The organism is Paenibacillus sp. OAE614, assembly GCF_040546645.1.
GTDB lineage: Bacteria > Bacillota > Bacilli > Paenibacillales > Paenibacillaceae > Paenibacillus_AQ > Paenibacillus_AQ favisporus.
Map to the genome: position 1 here is coordinate 461,067 of NZ_JBEPOD010000001.1, position 26,251 is coordinate 487,317.

The 26,251-nt window shown below is 45.4% G+C and carries 37 protein-coding genes and 1 pseudogene; 30 read left to right on the forward strand and 8 right to left on the reverse strand.

Annotated features, from left to right (window positions below):
- Positions 1–103 precede the first annotated feature (103 nt).
- The 3 genes from ABIE48_RS02440 to ABIE48_RS02450 all read left to right on the forward strand — a co-directional run bounded on the left by ABIE48_RS02440 (position 104) and on the right by ABIE48_RS02450 (position 2,375).
- Positions 104–1,048 carry a hypothetical protein gene (locus ABIE48_RS02440; protein ID WP_192716375.1) on the forward strand — a complete coding sequence of 315 codons (945 nt, stop codon included), beginning with the start codon at positions 104–106 and terminating at the stop codon, positions 1,046–1,048.
- Between the two features lie 87 nt (positions 1,049–1,135).
- Positions 1,136–2,053, forward strand: coding sequence for a S8 family peptidase (locus tag ABIE48_RS02445; RefSeq protein WP_192716376.1), 918 nt, complete (start codon positions 1,136–1,138; stop codon positions 2,051–2,053).
- Between the two features lie 61 nt (positions 2,054–2,114).
- Positions 2,115–2,375 carry a helix-turn-helix transcriptional regulator gene (locus ABIE48_RS02450; RefSeq protein ID WP_192716377.1) on the forward strand — a complete coding sequence of 87 codons (261 nt, stop codon included), beginning with the start codon at positions 2,115–2,117 and terminating at the stop codon, positions 2,373–2,375.
- 394 nt (positions 2,376–2,769) lie between these two features.
- Here ABIE48_RS02450 and ABIE48_RS02455 read toward each other — a convergent pair whose 3' ends face one another.
- The 4 genes from ABIE48_RS02455 to nfsA form a co-directional block, all read right to left on the reverse strand.
- Positions 2,770–3,447 (reverse strand): hypothetical protein, encoded by a 678-nt coding sequence (locus ABIE48_RS02455; protein ID WP_192716378.1) that lies wholly within the window; start codon positions 3,445–3,447, stop codon positions 2,770–2,772.
- A 602-nt stretch (positions 3,448–4,049) separates the two neighbouring features.
- Positions 4,050–4,874, reverse strand: a complete 825-nt coding sequence (locus ABIE48_RS02460) for a copper amine oxidase N-terminal domain-containing protein (protein ID WP_192716379.1) — start codon at positions 4,872–4,874, stop codon at positions 4,050–4,052.
- A gap of 71 nt (positions 4,875–4,945) precedes the next feature.
- Positions 4,946–6,100, reverse strand: coding sequence for a hypothetical protein (locus ABIE48_RS02465; protein WP_192716380.1), 1,155 nt, complete (start codon positions 6,098–6,100; stop codon positions 4,946–4,948).
- A gap of 672 nt (positions 6,101–6,772) precedes the next feature.
- Positions 6,773–7,513: an oxygen-insensitive NADPH nitroreductase gene (gene nfsA / locus ABIE48_RS02470; protein WP_192716381.1), complete on the reverse strand. Its 741-nt coding sequence runs from the start codon at positions 7,511–7,513 to the stop codon at positions 6,773–6,775.
- A gap of 273 nt (positions 7,514–7,786) precedes the next feature.
- Here nfsA and ABIE48_RS02475 point away from each other — a divergent pair, with 273 nt between their 5' ends.
- The 18 genes from ABIE48_RS02475 to ABIE48_RS02560 all read left to right on the forward strand — a co-directional run bounded on the left by ABIE48_RS02475 (position 7,787) and on the right by ABIE48_RS02560 (position 17,764).
- A complete protein-coding gene (locus tag ABIE48_RS02475) occupies positions 7,787–8,131 on the forward strand; it encodes a winged helix-turn-helix transcriptional regulator (RefSeq protein WP_076172373.1) in 345 nt (114 codons plus the stop codon).
- Between the two features lie 10 nt (positions 8,132–8,141).
- Complete coding sequence (locus ABIE48_RS02480; RefSeq protein WP_192716382.1) at positions 8,142–8,405, forward strand: HAD hydrolase-like protein; 264 nt, start codon at positions 8,142–8,144, stop codon at positions 8,403–8,405.
- Positions 8,406–8,465: 60 nt separating this feature from the next.
- Positions 8,466–8,984: a GNAT family N-acetyltransferase gene (locus ABIE48_RS02485; protein WP_192716383.1), complete on the forward strand. Its 519-nt coding sequence runs from the start codon at positions 8,466–8,468 to the stop codon at positions 8,982–8,984.
- Positions 8,985–9,086: 102 nt separating this feature from the next.
- Complete coding sequence (locus ABIE48_RS02490) at positions 9,087–9,476, forward strand: hypothetical protein (protein ID WP_354518242.1); 390 nt, start codon at positions 9,087–9,089, stop codon at positions 9,474–9,476.
- Between the two features lie 202 nt (positions 9,477–9,678).
- The gene (gene comI, locus ABIE48_RS02495; RefSeq protein WP_019419116.1) at positions 9,679–9,774 is read left to right on the forward strand and encodes a competence inhibitor ComI; all 96 of its coding nucleotides are present in this window, start codon (positions 9,679–9,681) and stop codon (positions 9,772–9,774) included.
- 304 nt (positions 9,775–10,078) lie between these two features.
- Entirely contained in the window at positions 10,079–10,570 is a 492-nt protein-coding gene (locus ABIE48_RS02500) for an NUDIX hydrolase (RefSeq protein WP_192716384.1), read from the forward strand.
- Positions 10,571–10,614: 44 nt separating this feature from the next.
- On the forward strand, positions 10,615–11,259 hold the full coding sequence (locus ABIE48_RS02505; protein ID WP_192716385.1) for an HAD family hydrolase: 645 nt from the start codon (positions 10,615–10,617) through the stop codon (positions 11,257–11,259).
- A 4-nt stretch (positions 11,260–11,263) separates the two neighbouring features.
- Positions 11,264–11,752 (forward strand): GNAT family N-acetyltransferase, encoded by a 489-nt coding sequence (locus ABIE48_RS02510; RefSeq protein ID WP_192716386.1) that lies wholly within the window; start codon positions 11,264–11,266, stop codon positions 11,750–11,752.
- A gap of 12 nt (positions 11,753–11,764) precedes the next feature.
- A complete protein-coding gene (locus ABIE48_RS02515) occupies positions 11,765–12,274 on the forward strand; it encodes an NUDIX hydrolase (protein WP_354518245.1) in 510 nt (169 codons plus the stop codon).
- Positions 12,275–12,318: 44 nt separating this feature from the next.
- Positions 12,319–12,705 (forward strand): VOC family protein, encoded by a 387-nt coding sequence (locus ABIE48_RS02520; RefSeq protein ID WP_192716388.1) that lies wholly within the window; start codon positions 12,319–12,321, stop codon positions 12,703–12,705.
- Entirely contained in the window at positions 12,702–13,268 is a 567-nt protein-coding gene (locus tag ABIE48_RS02525) for an ATP-binding protein (RefSeq protein WP_192716389.1), read from the forward strand. Before ABIE48_RS02520 ends, ABIE48_RS02525 begins: the two co-directional genes overlap by 4 nt.
- 109 nt (positions 13,269–13,377) lie before the next feature.
- Positions 13,378–13,977 carry a GNAT family N-acetyltransferase gene (locus tag ABIE48_RS02530; protein WP_192716390.1) on the forward strand — a complete coding sequence of 200 codons (600 nt, stop codon included), beginning with the start codon at positions 13,378–13,380 and terminating at the stop codon, positions 13,975–13,977.
- 65 nt (positions 13,978–14,042) lie between these two features.
- Complete coding sequence (locus ABIE48_RS02535; protein WP_192716391.1) at positions 14,043–14,624, forward strand: DJ-1/PfpI family protein; 582 nt, start codon at positions 14,043–14,045, stop codon at positions 14,622–14,624.
- A gap of 136 nt (positions 14,625–14,760) precedes the next feature.
- Positions 14,761–15,693: a cysteine synthase A gene (gene cysK, locus ABIE48_RS02540; RefSeq protein ID WP_192716392.1), complete on the forward strand. Its 933-nt coding sequence runs from the start codon at positions 14,761–14,763 to the stop codon at positions 15,691–15,693.
- A 49-nt stretch (positions 15,694–15,742) separates the two neighbouring features.
- Complete coding sequence (locus ABIE48_RS02545; RefSeq protein ID WP_192716393.1) at positions 15,743–16,129, forward strand: tautomerase family protein; 387 nt, start codon at positions 15,743–15,745, stop codon at positions 16,127–16,129.
- A gap of 59 nt (positions 16,130–16,188) precedes the next feature.
- Positions 16,189–16,959, forward strand: a complete 771-nt coding sequence (locus tag ABIE48_RS02550) for a nucleotidyltransferase domain-containing protein (RefSeq protein WP_192716394.1) — start codon at positions 16,189–16,191, stop codon at positions 16,957–16,959.
- A 33-nt stretch (positions 16,960–16,992) separates the two neighbouring features.
- Entirely contained in the window at positions 16,993–17,133 is a 141-nt protein-coding gene (locus tag ABIE48_RS02555) for a hypothetical protein (protein ID WP_186326037.1), read from the forward strand.
- Positions 17,134–17,218: 85 nt separating this feature from the next.
- Entirely contained in the window at positions 17,219–17,764 is a 546-nt protein-coding gene (locus ABIE48_RS02560; protein WP_192716395.1) for a GrpB family protein, read from the forward strand.
- A 53-nt stretch (positions 17,765–17,817) separates the two neighbouring features.
- On the opposite strand, the gene ABIE48_RS02565 is transcribed toward ABIE48_RS02560, so the two are convergent.
- The 3 genes from ABIE48_RS02565 to ABIE48_RS02575 all read right to left on the reverse strand — a co-directional run bounded on the left by ABIE48_RS02565 (position 17,818) and on the right by ABIE48_RS02575 (position 21,366).
- Positions 17,818–18,834: a substrate-binding domain-containing protein gene (locus ABIE48_RS02565; protein WP_192716396.1), complete on the reverse strand. Its 1,017-nt coding sequence runs from the start codon at positions 18,832–18,834 to the stop codon at positions 17,818–17,820.
- Positions 18,835–19,012: 178 nt separating this feature from the next.
- Entirely contained in the window at positions 19,013–20,194 is a 1,182-nt protein-coding gene (locus ABIE48_RS02570; protein WP_192716397.1) for a glycoside hydrolase family 130 protein, read from the reverse strand.
- Positions 20,191–21,366: an AGE family epimerase/isomerase gene (locus ABIE48_RS02575; protein WP_192716398.1), complete on the reverse strand. Its 1,176-nt coding sequence runs from the start codon at positions 21,364–21,366 to the stop codon at positions 20,191–20,193. The genes ABIE48_RS02570 and ABIE48_RS02575 overlap by 4 nt, the downstream gene beginning before the upstream one ends.
- Before the next feature lie 350 nt (positions 21,367–21,716).
- Here ABIE48_RS02575 and ABIE48_RS02580 point away from each other — a divergent pair, with 350 nt between their 5' ends.
- From ABIE48_RS02580 to ABIE48_RS02615, 8 genes and pseudogenes are all read left to right on the forward strand, one after another.
- Positions 21,717–21,926 (forward strand): KGG domain-containing protein, encoded by a 210-nt coding sequence (locus tag ABIE48_RS02580; protein WP_076173330.1) that lies wholly within the window; start codon positions 21,717–21,719, stop codon positions 21,924–21,926.
- A gap of 218 nt (positions 21,927–22,144) precedes the next feature.
- Positions 22,145–22,582 (forward strand): GNAT family N-acetyltransferase, encoded by a 438-nt coding sequence (locus tag ABIE48_RS02585; protein ID WP_145025683.1) that lies wholly within the window; start codon positions 22,145–22,147, stop codon positions 22,580–22,582.
- 33 nt (positions 22,583–22,615) lie between these two features.
- Positions 22,616–22,987, forward strand: coding sequence for a GNAT family N-acetyltransferase (locus tag ABIE48_RS02590; protein WP_354518250.1), 372 nt, complete (start codon positions 22,616–22,618; stop codon positions 22,985–22,987).
- Positions 22,959–23,162, forward strand: coding sequence for a GNAT family N-acetyltransferase (locus tag ABIE48_RS02595; RefSeq protein ID WP_354518252.1), 204 nt, complete (start codon positions 22,959–22,961; stop codon positions 23,160–23,162). The genes ABIE48_RS02590 and ABIE48_RS02595 overlap by 29 nt, the downstream gene beginning before the upstream one ends.
- A gap of 46 nt (positions 23,163–23,208) precedes the next feature.
- Positions 23,209–23,751 (forward strand): annotated as a pseudogene (locus ABIE48_RS02600) (O-acetyl-ADP-ribose deacetylase); the annotation flags it as partial.
- 24 nt (positions 23,752–23,775) lie between these two features.
- Positions 23,776–24,120: a nuclear transport factor 2 family protein gene (locus ABIE48_RS02605; RefSeq protein WP_354520573.1), complete on the forward strand. Its 345-nt coding sequence runs from the start codon at positions 23,776–23,778 to the stop codon at positions 24,118–24,120.
- A 48-nt stretch (positions 24,121–24,168) separates the two neighbouring features.
- A complete protein-coding gene (locus ABIE48_RS02610) occupies positions 24,169–24,771 on the forward strand; it encodes a dienelactone hydrolase family protein (RefSeq protein ID WP_192716400.1) in 603 nt (200 codons plus the stop codon).
- Between the two features lie 135 nt (positions 24,772–24,906).
- Entirely contained in the window at positions 24,907–25,302 is a 396-nt protein-coding gene (locus ABIE48_RS02615; protein WP_192716401.1) for a VOC family protein, read from the forward strand.
- A gap of 100 nt (positions 25,303–25,402) precedes the next feature.
- Here ABIE48_RS02615 and ABIE48_RS02620 read toward each other — a convergent pair whose 3' ends face one another.
- On the reverse strand, positions 25,403–25,672 hold the full coding sequence (locus ABIE48_RS02620) for an excalibur calcium-binding domain-containing protein (protein WP_192716402.1): 270 nt from the start codon (positions 25,670–25,672) through the stop codon (positions 25,403–25,405).
- Positions 25,673–25,780: 108 nt separating this feature from the next.
- Between ABIE48_RS02620 and ABIE48_RS02625 the strand changes: the two genes are divergently transcribed.
- On the forward strand, positions 25,781–26,236 hold the full coding sequence (locus tag ABIE48_RS02625; RefSeq protein WP_192716403.1) for an NUDIX hydrolase: 456 nt from the start codon (positions 25,781–25,783) through the stop codon (positions 26,234–26,236).
- The last annotated feature ends 15 nt before the right edge of the window (positions 26,237–26,251 follow it).

A 26,251-nucleotide genomic window follows, 5' to 3' on the forward strand; every position in this document is an offset into this window, starting at 1 on the left:
ACTGATCTTGGAGTAAAAGCAAAATGCAAAGGAGGTAAGCAAAAATAAGTCATAGGACATGCTTGTTAGGTAGTGAAAAATAACTTACAGTGGAGGATATAAAATGAAATTAAAGAAGTTTATACCGATTTTGACTATCGTTGGGTTATCGATTCTTCCTATGAATGCATTCGCAGCTCAAGATCAATCAACTTCATTTGATGACGCCGATCAAGCAAAAATTCAAATGATGGTCGATAATGGGTTGTCGCAATCTGCAGCTGAGCATATTCGTAAAGTAGGAAAGATCTTAGACAAACTTCAAAAAAGTGGGCAAGTCGTTGATTTAGTTAATAATGAAGTTGTTATAAACTCGCCTGATAATAAAAGTGCTGTTCCGGGAATTTCTAAAGAAGATGAAGATTTCATCAAAAATACGTTTCAAGAAGAATTGACGAAAACACATGTCTCACATGATAAAAAGGTTAGTGATTTGCAAGAGAATATAAAGAATTATCCTGGGCGGAGTGAATATAGAATCGATTACCCTGATGGCTCCTTTATCGAAGCATCAGCAAAGTTAGAAAGAACTGATAATATAAAATATGAGAAAGTGAGCACGAATGGGAATTATCACTATGCAAACGAAGTAGAGGTAGGATCTGGCGTTTCGTATCCTGGGGATGGAACTTATAATCACACATATACTATGAACGAATCAGATAACAAGCAATACTGGGACAATGTTCAAATCGGGATAAACTATACGGTATCGAATGGTCAGCATCATGTTCATATTAATGATTATGGTCCAGACCAACATAGTGATGGTGTGGTTTTTGTTTCTAATAGTGGTGCTGGGGTTTCTGTCGCTGATACTGATTACAACGGGGATCCAACGACATGGTGCGCTGCATACAATCAAGTAACTTTTAACGTTTCGGGTAACGTTAGTGTTACGCTGTTTGGGGTATTTAGTATAGGCATAAATGGAGGCCATACTTGGACCCAAACAGCTATTACAAGAGAATCATTAGTTTCACAACATGATTACGCAGCCCATAGCTAAAAACCTAAAAACAAATTAATCTAGGCATAAAAAGAAAAGAGAATTCTAATTCTCCTTTTCTTTTTATGCCTTCCTAAGGGGAAAAACGTGAGAAAGCTCATATTACCATTTATTTGTTGCTTATTATTGTTTGTTGTTTATTTTACATTTGTAAGAGACTCTAATTCTAATTCTACTATTGTACCAGAAAATGCTTCTTGGCCCTTCAGTACTATTGATTATGCGAGCATTAATAAACTAAATAAGACTACTATTAGGGTAGCAATCATTGATACAGGAATAGACTCTTCTAAGGTGTGTACAAATGATGTTCACCTGGCTTCTTACTCTGTAGAAAACATAAATAAAAATCCGAATGACCTTCATGGTTCGATTATGGCAAACATCATTTGTAATAGTAGTTTTCTCGATAGAAAAGATAATTCGCTTAGGAAGAAACTTGAATTGGATGGAATAAACGTTGGTCACGATGATGATATATCTATTGATGCTCTAGTTGAAGGAATTCAAAAGGCAATAGATTTAAATGTCGATATTATTAATATAAGTTTAGGCGTATATAAAAATAATACCTCCCTGGAAAGAATTATTAAAACGGCATTACAAAAAAATATAATAGTCGTGTGTTCTGCAGGTAATGATTCTACTAAACAATCTATGTATCCTGCAAGTTATAAAGGTGTAATAACTGTCACTAGTGTAGATCCTAACAACAATTACATGCTTAATAATAACTTCAATAATAATATAATTGTTTCTGCACCGGGTGAAAATATTCCGACACAGATAAGTAAAGATGGAAAAAAACTTGAAATAAACGGAACTTCTGCCTCAGCAGCGCTAATCTCAAGTGCGATTATTTCATTCATGAGTATAGATCCAAAAATAAAGGAAACTGATTTAATTGAATTGTTTGACAAGACATCGAAGAGGATTGGACCTGAAAATATTTATGGTTTTGGACTGCTTGATTACAAAAAGGCATTATTAAGCTTGTATTCATAAATATCAACACATACGATCCACTTTAGTCTTGCATTTCTATCTCAGGCAGGTGAAGAGTTTAGTGAACAAATTTGCTTCTTTACAAGCAATTAAACCTCTTGAAAAAATGTTAGAGCCATATCACCTTTCTAAAAGAGAGATGGAAATCTTTTTTTATTGGATTGTTGACTTTGACTACAAAGAAATTAGTGATATTTTAATGATCAGCAAAGCTACTGTTCGAACACATATTAATAATATAAATCTGAAAATTGATTCGCACTCTAAAGCTTCCTTAATCTTGACCCTTTTACTAAAACTAGTTTCGGAAATAAATTTTTAGTATAAAGAATCGCCATCGGCCCATTAGCGGCGATTTTCGAAATTCCTGTAGGTAGCAAAAAACGGCCTCTGTTCACATCATGTTGTCCAAGAGGCCGCTTTTTCATATGATTCAAATACAATTACACAAAATCAGGATTTTGTACATATGTCAATAGATCGATTTAATGCCTAGTGACTACTGAATTTTTATTTAGTGTCATGTTTAGACAATAATGTATTAAATATTTCCTTTACCACGGGCGGGCTAATGTAAATTTTTATAGATGACTGTTTAAACCTTAAAACTGAAAACTTTTGAGAATAAATTTTATGTATATTCTGCTTTCAGCTTCCTTTACTAGGATTATTAATACAATTTTTACTACTTCTATTAAGGCAGTTTCTTGATTAGACTATTGGGAAATAATCACTTCACCATTTTTGAGGGTAATCGTGTCCGAACTAGCGTTTAACAGATAAATGTAGTAGGTACCTGGATCCGAAATGGTTAATTCGTATTTTCTCTCGAGTTTATCAAATATTTCACCCTTATTTAATATTCCATCTTTAATGACACCAATCATCAAATTTTGGTGAGTTACCACCTCCGAATTGTATTTTTTAAATCGAATGCTTAATTTTTCTCCTGGTTTGAAGTCCCACCCCTCTCCATTAGTTTTCGTCAATACACTTAAAGATCCATTTATGGTAATTATTTCGGGAGAAATAAAATACCCATTTTTTTCTTCAGCTTCAAACTCGACTATAGAGGATGGGATGAAATTCTCCAGTTTTATTTCTTTTACTATTGGATTATTAGGAATAGTTCTCTGTTTTTCTTTATTCAGGTCAGCCTCCGAGTATGTAATTCCATTGGAATCAATATATCTTCCATCCTGGAACTTTAAAACATAGTTATCAAAGGTCTCTTTTCCAATCATGTCTCTGTTTTGTTCATTCACTACCTCAGGATGATCTAGTCTATTTTGCACTTTAGCTGTGACAGGAATGGATATAAATAACAAAATACCTACCGTAAAGATAGCTCCCGTAATAATTTTCCCCTTTTTATTTCTTATGAATTTTTTCATTAAAGTCGCCTCCATTTTATGCCTGGATTCATTATTCTTTAACCACTTTTGAAATTTAATTAAAGTTCTTACTTTATATAACAGTTCTAATTTAAAAAAGTTACATTAAATAAAAATTTTTCTTTCCGAGTATATAAATAAAAAATTATTGTGAGTGGATTTCGTGCTTTTTCCAAATCCCAATAGAGTGTCAGTGTGCCCACAAAAAATGAGTGCGATTGGTTTACTGTAAAACTGGAAATGATTTTTGTTTATAGTTAAGGGCCTAATTAAAAGTGCACGATTTCACGCACAAAGAACTCATTTTCGATATTAACAGCGTATAAAATGGGATTGGGCACGCGGTCAAAATTCCTTAAATCGATCGAAGCGAGACCCATTCCTGCAGAGTAGGGTATAATTGGGCTCTCTCACTTTGTTTTCGTGATGGACCTAAAAATTTCAACTCTCGTATTTAACGAAACTCCGTCGTGAGCGGCAATTTTCAAAATGCTGCAGGGCAATAAAAAACGGCCTCTTGTTCACATTGATTGCGAAGAGACCGTTTTTCGTTTTCTTGATTCGCCCCCATGTGCGGGTGGGCTCGAAGATTTAAGGATTATCTATTCAAAAGATCTTCCCACTGCAATTATTGCACTAATCTTGTCATCTGAGGAAAGGTTTAATGGTACAATCCGCTGGATCGTTCCATTATGTTTGACTCCTGGTCTAGGGCTTGTATATTTGTTGTATGGTTCTCCTGAATATGTTCCATTTTCAAACCAAATTAATGCATTAATATCGCTTTTTCCTTTTGCAATATTTTCGGAAGAAGTGTTTATTGCATTAATAATTAATTTTCCATCAAAAGAAGACGAATTTCCACCAGTTTTCAAGTCGATTTGGTAATCCTTTAATGTTATAGCATTTTGATTTTTTATTTTCTCACTCATTCCTGATTCTAATTCACCGGAGAAAGCTGAGAAAATTTTGCCCTTGATAACTCTTGAATCTAACAGATGGACTACACCATTTTCCGATGCCCATTTAACATCTGTTTGATCCAGTAAAAGTCGAATTGGAATAAAAATGGCATTGTCTTTTAAAATAGGTTTGGTATCCATTGACATTGGCTTTCCATCAACATAAGCCTGATTTGAATTTAGAGTCATTGAAAAATTATGGTTTAACCAAGAAATGGTGGCCTTTTTAGTTGTATTGTTGAAGTCAACTTTTCCTCCCATTAATGTTTCAAAAGAACGAAGAGGTACAACCAAGCGGTTCTTTGAATCTATAAATGGAGAGGATGGTTCGGTATAAAGAACAAAATACGGGCCTATTTTCAAGTGAATAGGTGTTTGTTTCGCTGGCGCTGCTCCTGCAGTAAGTGGAATTGTTAGAACCAATGCGGCAGCTAAAATCAACATGGACCAGAATTTCTTCCTCATAAAAAACGCTCCTTTCAATTAAAAACGTATGCCTCTTTGGTTAGCCAAAGAGGCATATATTATACTATACACTATCTGTAAATGGAAATTGCACCATTAGACCGATGAATATAAGAGCTCGTACAGTCAATGGTACCATACCATTTACCATTAGTCGTGTTCCAATACTTATATTCTGTGTAGTTACTCCAAGGATAATAATAATCACTATTACTTAAAGATACTTGCAGGTTATCAAATCTTGCATTCATTGATTTGCCTACAATTTCATTTCCATTTTTAAACTTACCAACGTCCACAGCAATGGAAGTTACCCGTTTGACAGCGACACCAGATAATGATGTTAGCTTCGAATCAGCAAGCAGGACTTGAGTAGCACCCACTATAAAATACAATGTATATGTACTATCAGTAGAAGAGGCCTTTTTTAGATACGACTTTACATTATTCACCACATCACCATCGTGTTTAACATATGATTCAGTTCCATACTTCCAAGAGGAGCTTCCGTTAACTGCAACCCGAATATATGGCTTCCACCGTGGAAAGGTGCTTACACCATCGCCTTTTTGCCACATATACCCGGCTTCACTGGCAACATTAACAGAATCTGAATCAAAACCATAGTACATATAAGGATTTTCACCATCGCCAAGGGAACTTAAAGTGGGAATTGTGAAATTTGAAATAATGCCATCAAAACCGCTGAAATTCAATTGTCTTCGTTCGAACGCTCCACTAGTCCCCCCATGAATGTCATCTGGTGTAGGATTAGTTTGGCTTAAGGGAGAAACTGTCCCTTGAGGAGATGAATTTAATTCAGAGGACTGACTCTCAAGTTCTGCCTGTCCAATATACCCCTTTTCAGAACTGAATACCTTCCCATCATCACGCAAATAAATCATCTCTAGGTCTTGAATGTTTTGAACATCTTCTAATGCTGCAGAGGACCTTGGCTTTTTCTGAAGTGCAGCTTGGATAGTTTGATCTAAAGAAAGAGAGTCACTTACCTGGACGCCGGATTCAGCAAGTTCTTCTCTAAGAACTGCTGCCTTATGCTTATCAAAAAAAGCTGCATCAGGAGCATCATTAGAATTGTAAGTAACACTAGCTGAATTCTCAGTACTGGATTTATCCGCAGTACCATCATCAGCAAAAGCACTTGTTACTTGGGCGGAAAGCACGAAGGTTAATGACATCATCAAACAGAGGAATTTTTTTCTCATTTTGTAACTCTCCTTTGATTTTGATTTTCTGGTGCAATATAATAACAGATAAAATATGGAAAAGTTTTGATTCATTTGAAAAATAGGGAATAAGTCCTTACTTGCTTGCCTTTTAGTTAGTAATTTAGATCCAGACTTAATTTGTAGTAGTAAAACGGAGAGAATCAAAGAAATCACGAGATCAAATGGGGTGAAAATTCGATTGTTCCACGGTAGGTTAATCGGCCGGCCGTCAGTCAGCGTCCAAAATGACCGAATTCGAGGATCATCCAGCTGTGTACATATATATTACGAACACTTACGAAATCGTTTGCATTGCAGACAGCCATAATTCACTTGATCATTACCTGAACTACAAATAAGGTCACACTTTCTATGAAGTTCGGCTTCTAGTGGAACTTATTCTGAACGGGTCCATATTTACATTATTCTTTTTTGGATATTCGGTTACATTTTTTTAACTAACGATATACTTTATTTTTAGTCTTACTGTATTAAATTGTGATTTTGAGTGAGTTACTGCTCGAACTATATTCAATCCCTGTTCCTAGGCCTCTAGCAAAAACTTGCGCTGGCACATATGTAACACCCTTATCACTTTTGGGGCAGCACTAGCGTAAGCGTAAAATAGTCCCTATCTGTTCAGCAGATGGGGACTATTTTACGCTTACTTTATTTTTTCGCATATCCTTGCTTGTTCAAATAGTTCATCATTTGAGGGAGAGTACTTCTCTGGAGATGATCTTGGATATGGTCACTCCATCCCTTTACTTTTTTCACTGTGAAGGGAGCCATAACCGGACGGCTCTCATAATACTTCAACATGGCTTCATCATAGATGGCTAATTTCTCTTGATCCAGTGGTTGATATTGATTTTCTTGCAAGACCATGGATTGAGGCAGCCGCGGCTTAAGTTCAGGTTTATCTCCTGCCGGGGTACCCAAGCATAATCCCACCAAAGGTATCACATACTTCGGTAATTTCAACAGGTCAGATAATTCGTTAATATTAGCTCTGACAGCCCCGATAAATACACCGCCAATTCCCATGGATTCGGCTGCTGTTAAAGCATTTTGTGCCATCAGTCCAGCGTCGAACGTTCCAACCAACAGAAATTCAATATATTCAATATCCACCACTGGGGCAATTTGATGATTACGGTTGAAATCTGCACAAAAAATCCAAAACTCTGCTGGTTCTTCAATATAGGGTTGATCCATACTGAGTTGCATCACTTTTTTTCGAAGATCAGGATTTGTGATTCGAATAATCGAAACGGCTTGAAGAAGACTGGAAGATGAAGTTTGACTGGCTGCTTTAAAGATTGCTTCTCGCTGTTCTTCTGTCAAGGGTTTATTGGTAAAAGATCGCACAGATGCATGATTATGAAGCAGTGAAATGGTTTCATTCATTGTAATCCATCTCCATATTTATTTGATGTAATAACCCCGTATAGATAAGGGACTCACATATTTTTGCTTGTTCCCTACTCTCCTTTATGCTGTATAGGCTTAGAGTTGAATCGCCTTTTTGCTATAATTACATTAAGACTGCTAACTAAATATTGGCCAATGTTGTTCTGTCCCGGTGACATTGACACTATCATAAAATTTTTCGTTGGATCCGCAAAGAGGGCAATATAAATGAACATAGTACAACTTTTTGTACCTTCAGGGGGGATATCAATGAGGGTGTGTAATGAAGGATTTGATAAAGCGTTTATCGATGAAAACAGGGATATGTACGCGATATCCTTTACCCAATATGTCCTTTCAGGACGTTGGAAATACTTTATATTATGGTATCTAAGAGGAGAAACGCGTCGCTATACGGACATAAAAAAATTTCTTGGCGGTTTATCGCAAGGCTCTCTCACAAAGCAGCTTAGAGAGTTAGAGCAAGATGGAGTCATTAAACGTGATGTTTATCCAGAAGTTCCTCCTCGGGTAGAGTATTCGCTTACAGACAAGGGGAATAAATTACTGCCGATCCTTGAGAAGATGGAAGACTTCGGAAGAGAATACGGCTAAAAAAATTATTGTGGCTGAATCTAAGCGGCTGCCCGTTAGCTTAATAAGATTACATGGAAACGAAATCATTACATACATCCTCCAGAACAGAAATCTTGTTAAAAGCGAAGTGGTTATGATCGGCGACCGAAAGCACGATATGATCGGTGCCAAAAACAACGGGATTGACTCTATTGGAGCCGAGTATGGACATGGAAGCGACGGAGAACTGCTCCGTGAAAATTGCACATATTACATCAAGAAGATCGAGGACATTCTGAGTATAGTCTATTAGGAATGGAGTGTCTCGGACGGTCAGACGATAAAACAATTGTGATTGAGGAGAGCAACCGAGATGAATGTACGATTAATCAAACCTACGGCAGAACTGCAAGAGGAGTACCTTTCTTTTTATCTGGACTGGAAGGAAAGCAACGAACCGATTGTGCCTTGGGTAGTTTCGAAGGATCCTGCGGATTTTGCAGGGATGATCCGGTTTTTAGAGGACAATGAACAAGGCAAGGACCTGCCGGATGGATATGTAAGGAACTCCACGTTGTGGCTGGTGACGGAGACGAATCGGATCGTAGGAGCCGTAAATATACGACATGAGCTTAATGAAAAATTATTGGAAAGCAGCGGACATATCGGGTATGGGATCCGTCCTTCGGAAAGGCAAAAAGGCTACGCCACCGAATTGCTCTCCTTAGCCCTTCAAGAAGCCAAGAAGCTTGGAATACATAAAGTGTTGGTGGTCTGCGATGCCTATAATATAGGCTCCAAGAAGACGATCCTCAACAATGGCGGGATTCAAGACCAAGACTTTATTGAGGAAGACGGAAATGTCTTGAACCGTTTTTGGTTCGAGGTCTAAGGGCAGCACAGACCGGAAAAGAATACTTTCGATGACATGGCTCACACCGTCAGAGGAAGAAGCGGATTTTCACCCAGTAGACTTCAGTTGAGAGGGAGTGGGATGACCGTGTTGGTATCCATATCGGCGATGGTATTCACTATTTTGACCTTAATTGTGGTGCTTTTTCAACTGGCTTTGGCACTAGGAATGCCATGGGGAAGTTATGCGATGGGTGGAAAGTTTCCAGGAAAATACCCGCCGGGTATGCGTGTGGGGGCGATTGTCCAGGCTATCGTTCTTCTCGCCATCGCGGCGATCGTGCTGAGCAGGTCGGGCTTCATCTTCACGACTTGGGATTCATTTGCCAACAAAGCGATCTGGTTTGTGGTTGCTTTTTCAACGATTTCAACCGTGCTGAACCTGATTACTCGAAGTAAATGGGAAAGAAGGATCTGGGCGCCCGTCTCTGTGTTATTGCTCGTTACGAGTGTGATTGTTGCGGTGGGGTAGCTATGTTTTAGATCAGGCGGATGTGGATGTAAGAGAGAGGCTCAAGGAGCAGCTGTTTGGGGAATCTTCAAAAGATTTTTTAAGGGTCAGGATTCCTCAACAAAGTGATGGGAACGCTTGTGCGTATATGTAATAAAAGGTAAAATATAATTACAATTGAATCTTGGGTGGGCATGGTTTCCCTTCGAAAGGAGGTGAAGCCATGGAAGTAAAAGACGCATTAACGATCATGTTCCTATTTGGGACGTTCATTCTTGCTCTTTTAACATACATCAATAATAACAACAAGAAAAAGTAAAAACCCACCCAAAGGTTGGAAGCAAAAGGTGGGTTTTTTTCCTTTATACTGACTAAGAAGGGGAACCCCATCCAAGCCAATTGTATGGACCAAGTGTTACCAGCACTTGGTCTTTATTACATATATAATAACACAAAAAAAATATGTATCAAATTATGATGCAATTTAGGATCTGATCTTTTTGTAGGTGCGCATGTGAAAATTGTAAGGAACGCAAACAATTATAAAGATCCGTAAAGACATTAAAGGAAATGGTCCGAATCATTTTGAAGTAGCGAGACGGATCAACGAGGAGGAGAGCGTTATGTTTTTCGTCAATGCGAGGGCCATCATTGAACGCGTTCACCGCAACCAACCGGAGATCATTCTTCAGGCCCGCACCAAGCCGGGCGAAGAATCGTTGGAATTGCCGGGAGGGAGACTGGAGCTCTTTGAACCGATCCTGGATGGATTAAGGCGCGAAGTGCGAGAAGAGACAGGACTAACCATCGTCGAAGTAGAGGGAAGCGAGAAAAGGATCGATACGCGCGGGATCAACCCAGGGTTTGAGGTGGAGTGCGTCGAACCCTATTGTGTATACCAGACTATCAAAGGTCCGGTTGATTCCATTGGCATGTACTTTTTATGCAGAGCGGAAGGGACCTTGCTTCGAAATGGCGATGAAACGGCGGATGCCGGTTGGAGACCGGTCGAGGAAATCCAGAGGATGATGAAAGAGGAACCAAGACAGTTTTCCGATGTGGACCGGGCTGGGATCATGTATTATTTGAAGCATAAGTTTGGGTTGTTACAGTAAAGTGAAGCAATATAACTGCAGGTTGGGCGAAAGGGAGGAACTTCATGAACAGCGCATTTATTTTCGATATGGATGGCGTCATTATTGACAGCGAACCGATTCATTTTGACGTGGACATTAAGACGCTCGATTACTTTGGTGTGAAAACGACGGAGCAGGAGCTGGAGCGGTTTGTCGGGATGACGAATCCCGAGATGTTGGGCATTTTCAGGCAGGAGCACAATTTGGTGCATACGATTCAGGAAATGATCGAGTATCAACTGAATTTGAAAATGAATATTCTCAATAATCTCGAAATAGAGCCTATAGAAGGCATTCGGGAGCTGATTGCTCAACTTAAGGAGCGGAATATTCCGATGGCGGTCGCTTCGTCTTCTCCGAGGATTTTTATTGAAGGTGTTCTTGGGAAATTCGGGCTGAGCCATTTTTTCAAGACCGTGGTCAGCGGTGAAGAGGTTCCAAAAGGAAAACCCGCACCTGACATTTACCTCGAGACAGCAAAGCAGCTAGGAGTCGATCCGCCGAATTGCGTCGTCCTTGAAGATTCAAGAAACGGGGTAATCGCCGCCAAGAAGGCTGGCATGATGTGTATTGGATATCTGAACCCGAACTCGGGGAACCAGAACCTGGACCAAGCGGATATCACGGTTCATTCATATGATGAGATCAAGCTTGGGGAGATTTTTTAAGCGGATGGAGGTTCTGGTTACAAGAGCAGCCGAGTCGCAAAAAGAATTATTAGCAAACTTACTACAGTTCTATGTATATGATTTTACCGAATTCACTAATACCGCTATTGGCGAAGACGGGTGTTATCCAAAACTACCTGAACTTGATGCTTACTGGGACCCTGCCAGTGGGCATCATCCCTATCTGATTAAAGTGGACGGTGAAATAGGCGGGTTTATTTTAACGAAAGAAATAGAACATCCCAGAAAGAACAGCCGATTATGCCATTTCTTTATTCTTCGCAAATTTAGGAGGCTGGGAGCCGGTACAGGGGCTGCTGTGGACTTTTTGAAAAGTGTTTCGGGGGAATGGGAGCTAAGCCAACTTAGCAACAATATTCCAGCTCAGGCGTTTTGGGATAATGTCATAAACAAAGTAGCTGTTGAGGGCAAGGTCAGCGTAAGGATGGAGAAGGGCAGAAGGTATCAAAATTTTATTGTGAAAAAGGGATAGACTCATGCGCTAATGAGCATGGTTTCCGTTGAGTTTCAGTTATATCTCATGAAAGGGAGGATCAGGATGCCAATTTGTATCAATCAAAATGGGGATGTGTTTGACGAATTTCTGCCCGTATCCGAAGAGGAAGCAGCCCAAATGAACCTGGATTTTCCGATAACTCACGCCTTGGTCGTTGCCAGGAATAAGGACGGATTTTTGCTGCTCCATAATACATGGAAAAATCACTGGGAGTTACCCGGGGGAATATTGGAGCCTGGCGAATCCCTTCGGGAATGCGCTATACGCGAGATGGCTGAGGAGACCAATCAAACCTCGAATCGTGTTGCATTTAGAGGAATGATGAAGTTCCGGTTAAAGGACGGCAGGATCGAATACGGTGGATTATTTTGCGCGGATATTGATCAGGAGAGGCCTTTCGTCATCAATAATGAAGCGAGCAGAATTGTATTCTGGGATGGTCAAGAAGACATCGGTTATATTGATGAGATCGACAAGGAATTATTGAAATATTACTAAGCCAAAACATGGTTGATCCGTGAATAATGAAGGGAGGAAGTATTTTGAACCATCTCGTAGAGAACGTCGATCATGTGCAATTGCCGGTGCAGGATATTCCGCAGGCGGTTGAGTGGTATAACAAGGTGCTTGGTCTTGAAGTGATGACGGTGTACGATCACGCGGCTTGGTTAAAATTCAACTCCGGTCCGGTTCTCATGCTGCACCGCAGCACAAAGAATGAGCGAACATTTTGGCTGGCGGAAGATGAATTTCCGATGCCGTCATTCATGTTCATCACCCGGCAGATCGAACGCCTGCACGATACCCTGCAGGACAACAAAGTACATATCAGGCAGTATGAAGATCACGGATTCGGTTGGGTCATCAAATTCGTCGATCCGTTTGGAAATGAGCTGGGCGCCTACCAGCCGAAGGATCAGCCGCAGTGAAGAGGCTCGTCATCCTGACCGTAGGGGTAACCCATAGCGGTAAAACGACATTTGCCCAAGCCTTGGAAGGACAATTGCCGAACTCCATGGTCATTGATCAGGACAACCATGCGGATTTTATCAATACCCACTACCGGGCTTTGCTGCCGAAACAAGGACCTAATCGGATCAAATATGCTGTGACTCAGACCATTGTGGATTATGCGGTAAATCAGACCTCCTATCATCTCATCCTGTGCAACTCCAACCGCCATCGCCATGCCCGCCTTAAACAGATCGATTATTACCGAAACCACGGGTTTACGACGGTTGTCGTTTATTTTGACCTTCCGGATGCGGTTCTTCAAGAAAGGGTAGCCCACAGCCAGCGCAGCACTTCTATCTTCAGCAAAGCTTCTTCCTTTAAAGCAATTTTAGATCGGCAGCAGGCGGAGTCTCCGGACAGCGGCGTCATAGAGCCTACGGCGGAGGAAGCGGACCATTTCTTTGTGATCCGGAACAGTGATGATGCCGGTGACGTGATCCGTCAGGTTGCTGAACTGGCAGCGCCCAACATCGACTGAAAAGGGGCGGCGTTCCGATGAGAAAGACCCTACTGCAATCTATCATTTTTTCGACAGTCCACGATCATCATTTCAACTTTAGTTAACCCCCACAAGGAGGCCCACGAATTTGAATACAGACACGCTATTCGACACCTTTCCTACCTTACACAACGACAGCATTGAGATGGGTAAAATCGAACCGGCCCATCTAGATGGCCTATACGAAATTTATTCCAACGACCGCGTGTTTGACTACTGCGGAATCATCCCCAAGCACAATAAAGATACGGTGAAAAAGATGATCGGGCATTTCGAACGCGACTATAACAAAAAATCGAGAGTGAAGTGGGGCATCTTTATCCCGGACTCCTCCCGAAAGCTGGCCGGTATTGCCGAAGTGTATGATATCAACTCCAAAGTGAATATGGTGTCCATCGGCTACTTTTTAAATGAAAATTATTGGGGGCAGGGCATCGCCACGAAAGCGGTGCAGCTGCTGACCGGCTATTTATTCGAACAGGTGGGGGTCAATCGGCTGCAGGCCGAAGTGATGCAGGCGAACGGTGCTTCCAAGACCGTGCTGCAGAAGAACGGTTTTATGCTGGAAGGCACGTTAAGGCAGGCAACCGTCTGGTCGGGTAAAGGTGTTGTCGATTTGGAGATCTACGGCTTGCTGAAAGAAGAATATGCTGCCTCCCATACGGCGTTGAGCAGTTCAAAAATATAGAAGAGCCCGGGGTCGTTTCAGATAGCTGTAATCCTAGGCTGCCCTTTCTGAGAGGATGATTCGGTTTGAAAATTGCGCTGGTCTTGTTCGATGGCGTTACGTTTCTGGATTTTGTCGGCTTTTATGATGTCATCTACCGCTTGCGGCAGTTTGAGCCAACGAAAGATACGACATGGGACATTTGCGGCTTAACGGAGGAAGTGACGGATAAACTGGGGATGCGGGTCAGCGTGAATGTAATCCGGCCGGATTTGTCGACGTATGACCTGGTGTTCATCCCTGGGGGAATGGGAACGCGAAAGCTGCGGGAGGATGCGGATTTTATCAACTGGATTCGGACGGCTGAATCGGCGGAATTCAAAGTGTCTGTATGCACAGGTTCGCTGCTGTGGGGAGCTGCGGGGTTTTTAAAAGGACGGAAAGCGACGACCCATCCCAACGTCTACGACTTGCTGCAGCCTTACTGTGAAGAGGTGGTTCAGGCCCGGATTGTAAAAGATGGCCATTTCATCACGGCCGGCGGGGTGGCCACCTCCATTGATCTGGGCGTATACGTCATCGAACGATTCGCAGGAGCAGAAGCGGCGCAGCTCGTGAAAAAGCAGATCGACTACCCATACCAAGCCGCCGGTATTGTAGAGGTATGACCAGGGCAGCGCGGGTAAGCAGCCTGTCTTAGGTGCTTCACGGGTCGCATGGATTGTTTTTATTTTCCGGAAATGATAACTTGAAGTAATGACCAACGGAGGAAGTTGGATTTTATATTCAGGAGTGTTAACGGAAATGACAATTGCCAAGAACTTGACTGAACTTATAGGAAATACGCCGCTGCTGGAGCTGGGCCATGTGATGGAGAAGCACGAGCTTCAGGCGACCCTCATTGCGAAACTGGAGTATTTTAACCCGGCAGGCAGCGTAAAGGACCGCATAGGTTATGCCATGATCAAGGACGCCGAGGAGCGCGGACTGCTGAACAAGGACTCGGTGATCATTGAGCCGACGAGCGGAAATACCGGGGTAGGCCTGGCTTTTGCGGCAGCGGCTCTCGGTTACAAGCTGATTATTACCCTGCCGGAGAGCTTTAGTCTGGAGCGCCGCAAGCTGCTGCTTGCGCTTGGAGCCGAACTGGTGCTGACACCGGCGAATGAAGGGATGGGCGGTGCCATCCGCAAAGCCGAAGAAATCGCGGCATTAACCCCGAACTCTTTTATTCCGCAGCAATTTAACAACCCGGCTAATCCGGCGATTCACCGGATGACAACAGCGGAAGAGATTTGGAGAGATACCGGCGGGGACGTGGACATTTTCGTCAGCGGCGTTGGGACAGGCGGCACCATCACTGGCGTTGGTGAGGTGCTGAAGGAAAGAAATCCGTCTGTGCGGATCGTGGCGGTGGAGCCTTTTACCTCGGCGGTTCTGTCCGGGGGGAAGAAGGGGGCTCACCAGATTCAAGGCATCGGAGCGGGTTTTGTTCCGGATAACTTCAATCCGTCCATCGTAGATGAGATCATTCAGGTCAAGGACGAAGACGCGCTGGAAACGGCCCGTTCGCTGTCCAGATGGGAAGGATTACTGGTAGGCATCTCGTCCGGAGCTGCCGTCTACGCGGCCATTCAATTGGCCAAAAGACCGGAGTATCACAATAAACGGATCGTCGTCCTGCTGCCCGATACAGGGGAAAGATATCTCTCGACGCCTCTTTTTCCTAACGTATAACCCAATCAGCGTCCCGGGATGATTCTATTTCATGGAAGGGGAGAGACGGATGGCTCAAATTAAAATTTTCGGTCTGCGTTCCACGCTGAAGCCGATCCAGAGCGCTTTTTCGGATGTGCTTCACGTCTGTGCCGTGGAGGCGCTACAGCTGCCTCAGGATAAAAGGTTTCACCGGTTCTTTTTCATGGATCAAGAAGACTTCATTTACCCCGGTGACCGCACCGACAAATATACGATTATTGAAATCAGCATGTTCGAAGGACGATCGGCTGCCGCGAAAAAGCAGCTGATCCAGCTTCTTTTTGAAAAAATTCCCACCTTGGGGATCGGTGTTTTGGACCTGGAGATCACGATTTTTGAAACACCGAAAGCGAACTGGGGAATTCGCGGACTTCCGGGGGACGAGCTGCATCTCAATTATCGGGTTGACGTGTAGAGCAAGGGGAGCGGCAATGGACAGGGAAATGGAGGCGGACTACCCGGAGGAGGCAAACCGTGAAAGAGATCATAAAGCAGAGTCTAGTGGAAATTGAACAGAAGCATCAGGTTAAGATTCTTTTCGCTGTGGAATCAGGAAGCCGTGCATGGGGTTTTCCTTCCAAAGACAGCGACTACGATGTTCGTTTTGTCTATGTGAACAGACCCGAATGGTACCTGTCGATCGACGATAAAAGGGACGTTATCGAACTGCCGATCAACGATATGCTGGATATTAACGGATGGGACATCCGAAAAGCGCTGAAGCTTTTTAGAAAATCCAATCCTCCGCTGCTGGAATGGCTCGTTTCTGACATCGTTTATGATGAAAACTATGGATTTAAAGACGAATTGTTAGACATTAAAGAGAAGGTGTTTTCTCCCAAAGCATCCATGCATCATTATCTAAGTATGGCTCAAGGGAATTTCCGTGAGTATTTGCGCGGTGAGCATGTGAAGATTAAAAAGTACTTCTATGTGCTGAGGCCCATTCTGGCATGCAAATGGATCGAAAAGTATAACACAAGTCCTCCGATTCTCTTTCAGGATCTCGTTGCGGATTTGATTACGGATGAGTCCCTTTTAGAAGAAGTTCATTCGCTCTTAAGCCGCAAGATGGCTGGGGAGGAACTGGATTATGAAAAGCGGATCGATCGCATCAATGACTTTATCGAAGCCGAAATTGAGCATATTATCGATTTTTTGAAGGACTTTAAGTCTGAACTCCAAGATCCGACGCCGCTGCTGGATGAATTATTTCGGAAGTACTTGAAGGTGGTTTGGAGTTAATGTAAGCAGTTATAACGATTGGAGGACGATCACATGCTATTTCTGTTTGTCATCCTGCTGATCGCTCTGGTTGCCATCATCAATAACCAATATGCAAGCCTGAAGAAGATGGATGCGCTGCAGCAAACCCTGCGGGAGATCAGCGATAAATTAAGCGACCGCAGCAGGGAATAACGCCGGCGTGCATCCGATACAAATGAAGACAGAGAGGCGTCCGCGTGGATTCCTCTCTTTTGTGTCGCCTGGAAAGGAGCAAGATATGGAAAACCAGTGGAGAATTGCGCCGTACGATCCGGCGTGGAGACATCTCTTTTCTGAATTGGGGATGAAATTAAGAGGAGCCTTGGGGGAGGCGGCCGTGCGCATCGACCATGTGGGATCGACCTCTATTCCCGGGATGGATGCGAAGCCGATTATTGATGTTCAGGTGTCGGTTACGGCATTGCAGGATGTTGCCCGTTACCGGGACAAGATGGAGTCTGTCGGTTTTGTGCACAGGGAGGATAATCCCGACCTGACAAAAAAGTACTTTCGTGAAGTTCCCGGCACCCGCAGAACGCATATCCATGTGCGGCAGGCAGGGAGCTGGTCCGAGCAGCTGACCTTATTGTTCCGGGACTACCTGCGCGAGCATCCCCAAGACTGCCGGCGTTATGCGGCCGAGAAGCACCGCCTGATACAGCGGTTTCAGCACGAACGCGAGAAATATGTGGAGGGGAAAGGGCCTGTTGTATGGGAGATTCTGCAGAGAGCGCATGATTGGTCGCAAGCGACCGGCTGGACGCCGCCGAAATCGGATGCATAGCGAAGCGGAAGATCAGCATGCCGCAGTATCGTAAGGTGAGATCACGGTCTGGCTCAAGCTGTAGAGCCTGCTTTCTTCACGGAGTTTCTGTAAATGATTTTGCCTTGAACAAGAACGCGGCCGAAGCGCATTTCCGGCGAGCTGATTTTCTTCAGCAGGGAATGGACGGCGGTCTGGGCCATTTGCGGCGTATCGACCTCTACCGTCGTCAGATGCGGTTTAGTCAGGGTAGCGAACACATCATTATCAAACCCGACCACTGAGCAGTCCTCGGGTACACGGTAACCCTGCGATTTGAGCTTGAGGACGAGCAAATGGGCAACCCGGTCGCAGTTACAGACGAAGGCGGTAGGCATATCCTCCGGCAGTTCCATATCGATCAGCGTTCCTTCCTCATCACGGTCATTGACGATCCAGCGGTCGTTCAACGGGATTCGGTGCTCGAGCAAAGACTTATAGTAACCCAGGTACCGGTCCTGGATGCTGCTGGTCGAATACAGATTGCCGACGTAGCCGATCTTCCGGTGTCCCTGCTGGACCAGATAGTTCGTGATTTCATAGGCACAGTAGAAATTGTCGGTCGTCACCGAGTCGATGTCGGAATGCTCGTCATAAAAATCGAGAAACAGCTTCGGCTGTTCCATATGCTCCAGCGCTTCGATATAAGGCTTGCTGATCTGGCCAAGGAAGATGAATCCGTCCACTTTGCGGTCATAGTAGATGCGCGGCAGGTGGAGCAGTTTCTCGTCTTCGGCGGACAAAATATGCAGAATGCCGTCGTATCCGTATGGCTCAAGGGCCATCGAAATCTGCTGGTACACTTTTAGGTAAAAAGACTGCGTCTGTCCGGTAAAACGCTCGGGAATGACGACGCCGATGTTATAGGTTAAGCCTTCTTTCATTGATTTGGCGACTTTATTGATGCGGTACCCCATTTCGTCCGCGAGCTGCTTGATCCGCTCTTTTAATTCGTCGCTGACGCCTTCCTTGTCATTCAAAGCCTTTGAGACGGTGACGCTGCTGACGCCCATTCGCTCGGCGATGTCCCGCAAGGTGATATGCTTGTTCATTCCACCATCTCCTTACAACAATTGGTTATTCGAAAAAGGCCCGTTACATTGAACGCCGGCTGCCTTGCGGCAGCCGGACGCTCCATACATCATATAGTACAAGTATAGCCTGCTTTGGCAAGCGAATAAAGATAGATGTATCTAAATGAGGCCGGGGTTATACAGTGTTGGTTAAAGCTTAAGCGCGCTCGCCCAGCAGCTGTTCGTTCTGTGCGATCAGCTTGGCGCGCTGGGCCGCATTATCCAGCGAACGGAACTCATCCGCCGGCGTGTTGAACGTGTAGTCGACCAGCCGGTCTACCGTCGTTGTGGCCACATGGATGCGGGTATCGCTTGAAGCATAATAAATAAAGACCTCATTCTTCTCGTTGACGACGGCTCCGTTGCAGAAAATCACGTTCGAGACGTCTCCGACGCGTTCGTCATCGTACGGTGCGATGAAGTGGCCGCCTGGCTTGCCAATAACCTTGGCAGGATCGTCTAAGCTGGTTGCAAAGGTATACAGGACATAGCGGAGACCCGCCGCCGTGTTGCGGACGCCGTGGGCGATATGGATCCAGCCGCGGTCGGTTTTGATGGGAGCCGGCCCTTGGCCGTTCTTCACTTCGTAGACCGTATGATACCGGCGCTCGTCGATCACCGTCTCCTGGTCAATGACCGGATTCAGGATGTCCTCGCACAATCCAAAAGCGATCCCGCCGCCCGAACCGGTGGAGATGAAGCCGTCCTGCGGACGCGTGTAGAACGCATATTTGCCGTCCACGAATTCCGGATGAAGGACCACGTTCCGCTGCTGCGGTGAACCGGTCTGAATGTTCGGCAGGCGCTCCCAGGTTTTGAGGTCCCGGGTGCGGACAAGTCCGGCCTGCGCTACAGCGCTCGACGTATCGTAAGCCGGTGCGTCCGGGTCCTTCTGCTCGGAGCAGTAGATCCCGTAAATCCAGCCGTCCTCATGCTTGACGAGGCGCATGTCGTACATATTCGTTTCGTTCGGGTCGATATCGTCCCAGACCAGCGGCTGATCCACGAAGCGGAAGTTATCGATTCCGGTCTCGCTTTCAGCCAGGGTGAATATCGATTTGCGGTCCAGGCCCTCGGTCCGTACGACCAGAATATATTTACCATTGTGATAAATAGCTCCCGGGTTCAGCGTGGCGTTAATGCCCAGCCGTTCCATAAAGAACGGATTGCGCTCGGCATCCAGGTCAAATCTCCAATGGATCGGCACGTGGTGGCGGGTGATCACAGGGTACTTGTATCGGTCATAGACTCCGTTGTAAAACTCCGTATTCCGCTCATTGGGCCGGGACAACAGTTCCTCCTGGCGGGAAGCCAGCTCGGCATATTTTTCATGGATCATGCTTCATTCATCCTTTCGATCAATTCGATACAAAATCGGCTGTTATGATAAGGGCACTTCCAAGGTCCGGCTATTTCACGGCGGTCCGGCTGCCCGTCCGCCTGAACCGACCAATACCATTCGCCGCCGCCTCTAGGGTCAATGATATGGGTCTTCGTATACGTCCACATCCGGTCGATCAGATCCAGAAAACGGGTATCGCCCGTCCGCTGATAGGCGTTGTAGAAACCGACCATAGACTCGGCTTGAACCCACCAAATACGGGTATCGTCGATACGGTCGCCGTGCTGCTCGTTGATCAGGGAGCCGTCTTCCGAAACTGCGGTATCGGCGATCTGATAAGCGATGTCTACCACCATCTTCGCGTAATCGGCATGGTCGGAACCGATGGCTTTCATCGCATCGTCAATGAGCCAGCTGGCCTCAATGTCATGACCGAACGAGGTCAGGTCCAGCAGGGAGTTCCAGCTGCGGTCAAAAAACACATTCAGGCGCTTTTTCTCTGGATCGTAAATCCGGTTGTATAGCATAGACAGTAAATTCTCCAGTGCGGATCGGACCCGGGGATCCGGCCATACGCGATACAGCGTCGTATATGCCTCAAGCACATGAATGGTGGTGTTCATTGTGATGTCCGCGTTCAGCCCATTTTCGCTGAGCATTTCGTTTGGCTGCTCATGCCACTCGCGGTCAAACTCTTCTTTATAAGCCTGAATGCCGGTATCGTAGCCCTTCTCTTCAATCAGCCCGAAAAGCTCGCGTGCCAGCTCAAGCGCCTCCGCATCGCCGGTGGCCCGGCTGTATTCGCTGAGCGAGTAGACGGCGAAAGACTGGGCATACACATGCTTGCGCGTGTCCAGCGGCTGTCCCTCATGATCGACCATCCAGTACATGCCGCCGTGCTCCCGGTCAATGAGCCGGTTCTTCAAAAACGAATAGGCATGCTTTGCATGGGATGCCCACACTTCTTCGCCCGTTACCCGGTAGGCTGCGGAAAAAGACCATAGCTGGCGCGCGGTGGCGATCCCTCCCTTGGGAGCTAGAGTGTCCGTTTGCAGGTCAACGCTCACTTCGCCGTAATATCCCCCATGCCGGTCATCCCGTAATCCGGCCCAAAAGGGGAGGATATGCTCGGTCCATTCCCTGCGGATTTCCTGTTCAATGGATTTCAACGCCCAACACACTTCCTTTTATTAAGTTATCGTTAACTTTACAAATTAATATTAATAATCTAGGGACGATATTGTCAATGAGAAAAGAGGAATGGCGAAGCTATACAAGAAGCCGCAGCAAACAGAGTGGGGATGCTCCCCTTTTTGAATATAACGTGATACAGAAATAGGTGCCTAGTATTGCATTGAATAACTTAAACGTTTAGGTAATGGATGACGGATTAAGCCGCATGGGCGTAAGGTAAAAATTTCATGCCGGCAAATGGGAAGAGAACCTGTTTAATATTTTTTCATGCGGTTAAATACATGTCGTGAAGGAAATTCCCAAAAATTCAGAGGAGTGATTGATCATGGCAAATAACCAAAATGGCAAAATGAGTCCGGAAGAACGAGGCCGTATGGGTGGAGAAGCCACGGCGAAAAATCATGACAAAGAATTTTATCAGGAAATCGGCCGCAAAGGCGGAGAGGCTACAGCCGAGTCGCATGACAAGGACTTTTACCGTAAAATCGGTGAAAAAGGCGGCGAAGCCCGTGCGCGTCAGCGTGACAACGATTAATACGATGATCCCCTAAATTGGAAAATGACATTAGGGTAAACGGCGCTTATAGCCGGCTTTTCGAAAGGAAAACCGGGTCTGGCGATCCGTAGAACCCAAGCCTAAGAATAAAGCCCGGGAATTCTCGGGCCTTATTCTTTTTGTTTTGCAAAAAAACGATTGAACTTTGGAATCAGACTTGATACTATTGCCCTTAAATACATAAAGGGTGGATATATATGGAAAATATTGACGGAGATTTGGTGATCAGCACCGACAAGTCGAAACTTGACGTGGATAAGGTTTGCGATTTTCTGTCGCGGAGCTATTGGGCGAATAAACGGCCCAGGGAAAGGATCCTGAAATCGATCGAAAATTCCATTTGCTACGGGGCTTATATCGGAGACAGGCTGGTCGGTTTTGCGCGGGTCGTGACCGACGGGGCCACGATGTATTGGTTGTGCGACGTGTTTGTGGATGAGGAGTATAGGGGGCACGGCATCGGGAAAAAGCTGGTCGGGACGATTACCAATGCCGATGAGTTCAAAGATTTGAACGGCCTGCTTGGCACCAAAGATGCGCACGGGCTATACGAACAATACCACTTTACAAGAATGGAAATGATGCGGCGCATGGCGGATTATATCAGAAATATGGATAAAGGCGGCTCCGTATAAAACGGTCCGTATCGATCAGAAAGGGTGAGGGGAATGGGAGAAAACGTCTATCAAGACCTCCCCGTGCTGGAAACCGCTAGAACCGTGCTTCGTAAAATATCGATCCGGGACGACTGTGATATATTTGCGTATTGTTCGGATGAAGAGGTCGCCAAATACACGACGTGGTACGCGCATGCATCGCTCGAAGATTCCCGGGGATATATTGAAAGGATTCTCCAGAGGTACAGCCAGCAGCAGGTGGCCCCATGGGGAATTCAGGACAAAGCATCGGGAAGGCTCGTTGGAACTTGCGGGTTTGTAGGCTGGGATGTGCATCATGGGAAGGCCGAGTTGGGGTATGCCATATCAAAGGGACTTTTGGGGTCAGGGTTACATGACCGAAGTCGTGAAACGCATCATTGAGCTGGGGTTGAACCAGATGGATCTGGTGCGGATCGAAGCTCGCTGCCACCCGGACAATGTGGGCTCCTCGCGCGTCATGGAAAAGTCGGGCATGCAGTTCGAAGGCCTGTTAAGAAAAAGCATTTATACGAAAGGCGTCCATCAGGATTTGAAGATGTATGCCCTAGTTAGATAGAATAGAGAACCATCGCTAGAAGATTCAGGCGGAAAGGAGACGAAGCGTGGAACGAAACTTTCAATCTACCGTGATCGAATTCGTCCAAGGAGACATTACGCGCGCTGAAGTGGATGGCATCGTGAATGCTGCGAATTCGAGCCTGCTGGGCGGGGGCGGCGTCGACGGGGCCATTCATCGTGCCGGCGGGAGCGAAATTCTTGAGGAATGCAAGAAAATCCGGGCTAGACAGGGAGGCTGCCCCGTAGGCGAAGCCGTGATCACGATGGCTGGCCGGCTGCCGGCCAAATATGTTATTCATACGGTGGGGCCCGTGTGGAACGGCGGACAGCATGAGGAAGAGGCCAAGCTGCACAGCTGCTATATCCAATCGCTTGCGCTGGCTGATCAGTACGAGCTGGAAAGCGTAGCTTTTCCAAACATTAGCACGGGAATCTATGGTTTTCCCAAGACGTTGGCAGCGCCGATTGCCATCCGTGCGGTAAAGGAGTTTCTATCCGCTCATCCGCAGACCACCATCAAGAAGGTGCAGTTCGTTTGCTTTGACGAGGAAAATGAAGAGATTTACCGGAAACTGTTAGAACAGGATGCCGAGCTGCTCATTCACCGTTATATCGAAGCTTATAATTCTTTTGATATTGAGGGGATGTTAAGTGTGCTTCATCCGGATGTCATATTCAGAAATATCGTCGGTAACGAGGTGACGGTGGAAACGAATGGACTGCAGTCATTTCGGGCTTTGGCGGAAAAGGCGGCAGCCCTGTTTTCGATCCGGCATCAAACGATCTTGGAGCTTCGGGAGATAAACGGCCGGATTGAGGCGGACATTGATTACACAGGTGTGCTGGCGTCGGATCTTCCTGACGGTGTAAAGGCTGGAGATACCATTCGGTTACAAGGAAGGTCGATCTTTATGATCAGGGATGGAAAGCTGTCTCTTATTGAGGACTACAGCTAATCATAAAAGCAGAGCTCTAACGATTTACTATAGAAAGAGATGGCAAACATGAATTTTCAAACATCCAGAAAGGCACTGGTCATCATACTCCATGAAATCTATGGGCTTAACGAGCATATTCTTGCTTTTGGCGATAAGGTCTCCCAGGCGGGTTACAAGGTGCTGACCCCGAACCTGCTGAAACGGGAGCCTTTTCCGTATGAACAAGAGGAAGAAGCCTACTCCTATTTCGTGAGCCAGATCGGCTTTGACCGGGCCGTTGATGAAGTGAGGCAAATTGTACGAGATCACCGGGATCCATACGACTGCATCATGATCGTCGGCTTCAGCATTGGAGCAACCATTGCCTGGCTGTGCAGTGCATCCGAAATCGACGGGATCATCGGATTTTACGGATCAAGAATTCGCAATTACGCCGAAACGGAGCCGGAGTGCCCGGCTTTATTGTTTTTTGCAAGGAACGAAAAATCCTTTAACGTATCAGAGCTCGTTGTAAAATTGGAGCATCGTCAGAACACGCACGTCCACGTCATCGAAGGGGAGCATGGTTTCATGAACCCTTACTCCAAAAGCTACCTTCCCCAAGCCTATCAGGCATGTCTGGAGAGGAGCTTTGACTTTTTGCAGTGGATAGCGAAGGGGGAAATGTAGTCGAGGCTTCGGCAGATGACAGCGAGCCAAGTATGGATCGGGACCTCAGATTGATATCTAATATTTTTGCTTTACATGCGAACATACATTCCTATAAAATATATTTGGGTATAAATTCCAAATGGGGGTTCAGATATGGAATCTGGGCGAATTCTAGGGATTGCTTATAATGTTATTCCGGTGAAAGATGTGGAGAAATCGGCGGAATGGTTTGTGAAGCATTTCGGATTTAACATTCGCAATAAGCGCGACGGTTATCTGAGTTTGTTCAGAGAGAACCGGCCGATTCTTGATCTGATCCAAAGTGAGCACGATTCGAGAGCGGTGTTCGAAGTGAACGGTAGAAAGCGCTGGGTCATCACCTTTTTTTCGGACGATATCGTGTCGCTGCACAGGCGGTTACAGGCCGGGGACGTCAAGGTCGGCAGCCTAAGCGACGAAGGGAAGTACGGGAAGTTTTTCGTACTCGAGGATTTGGACGGCAACCTGTTTGACGTATGGGAGCATCGGGATTGCGAACTGGTTTACTAGAGCCGGTCATGCGGCCATCTTAGAACGGGTCAAAACGCAAACAAGCACGACCCCATAGTTAAGGGATCATGCTGCTAGAACACTGGTAATAATCTGTTCGTTATTTTTCACACGCAATCAAATCGTTGTCCCGGTCTTTGCTTTTGTTGGCGTCATAGAGCTCCTTAGAAACATAAGGCTTATATTTGGTCTTGCCGCCTTTGTTTTTGACAGAAGCCGAGCGGGCGACGCCCCCCTTGTAATCCTTGTTTAATTCAGCGCAGTTCTGGTACTTCTTCACTTGACCTGCCGCTTGCGCATGACTGATGGTGCCCAGACTGATCCCGGTACATAGAATCACACTTAGAGAAAGTAAAATGCTTTTTTTCATTCTCCAAATCACCCCTGTTCGTCTATTATGGTTCATAGGCCCATCGCTATCATAGCATGCGGTATCGGGAATTTGGAGGGGAAAATTGAACATAAACGGAGAGATGGAATGAGCTCAGAAGAAAATATCATTGTCGCCAGCGTTTCCGTTCTGCGGAACGGAGAGGTGTTCATGATCCAGGAGAAGAAGGCCTCCGCGTATGGTCTATGGAACTTTCCTTCAGGGCGGCGGGAGACGGGGGAAGATTTAGCCGAGACCGCTGTTCGGGAAGTTAAGGAGGAGGCTGGGCTGGACGTACGGCTGAAGGCTGTTACTGGTGTGTACCCGTTTCGAAGCGCCAGTGGTCAGCAGGTGATCCTGTTTCATTTTGTCGGCGAAGCAGCGGGTGATGCTTTAAGAGTACAGAATGATGAAATTATGGATGGCCGGTGGGTTGCCATCGATACGCTGCTCCATCAGCCGGATGAACAGCTGCGGGAAGCGAAAGTCATCAAGCAGATCACAGGGCGGTTGTTACGGAAAGAGTTCTACCCGCTTGACGTATTTCATGGAATGATTCGGTGAGTATCATGGAAATAG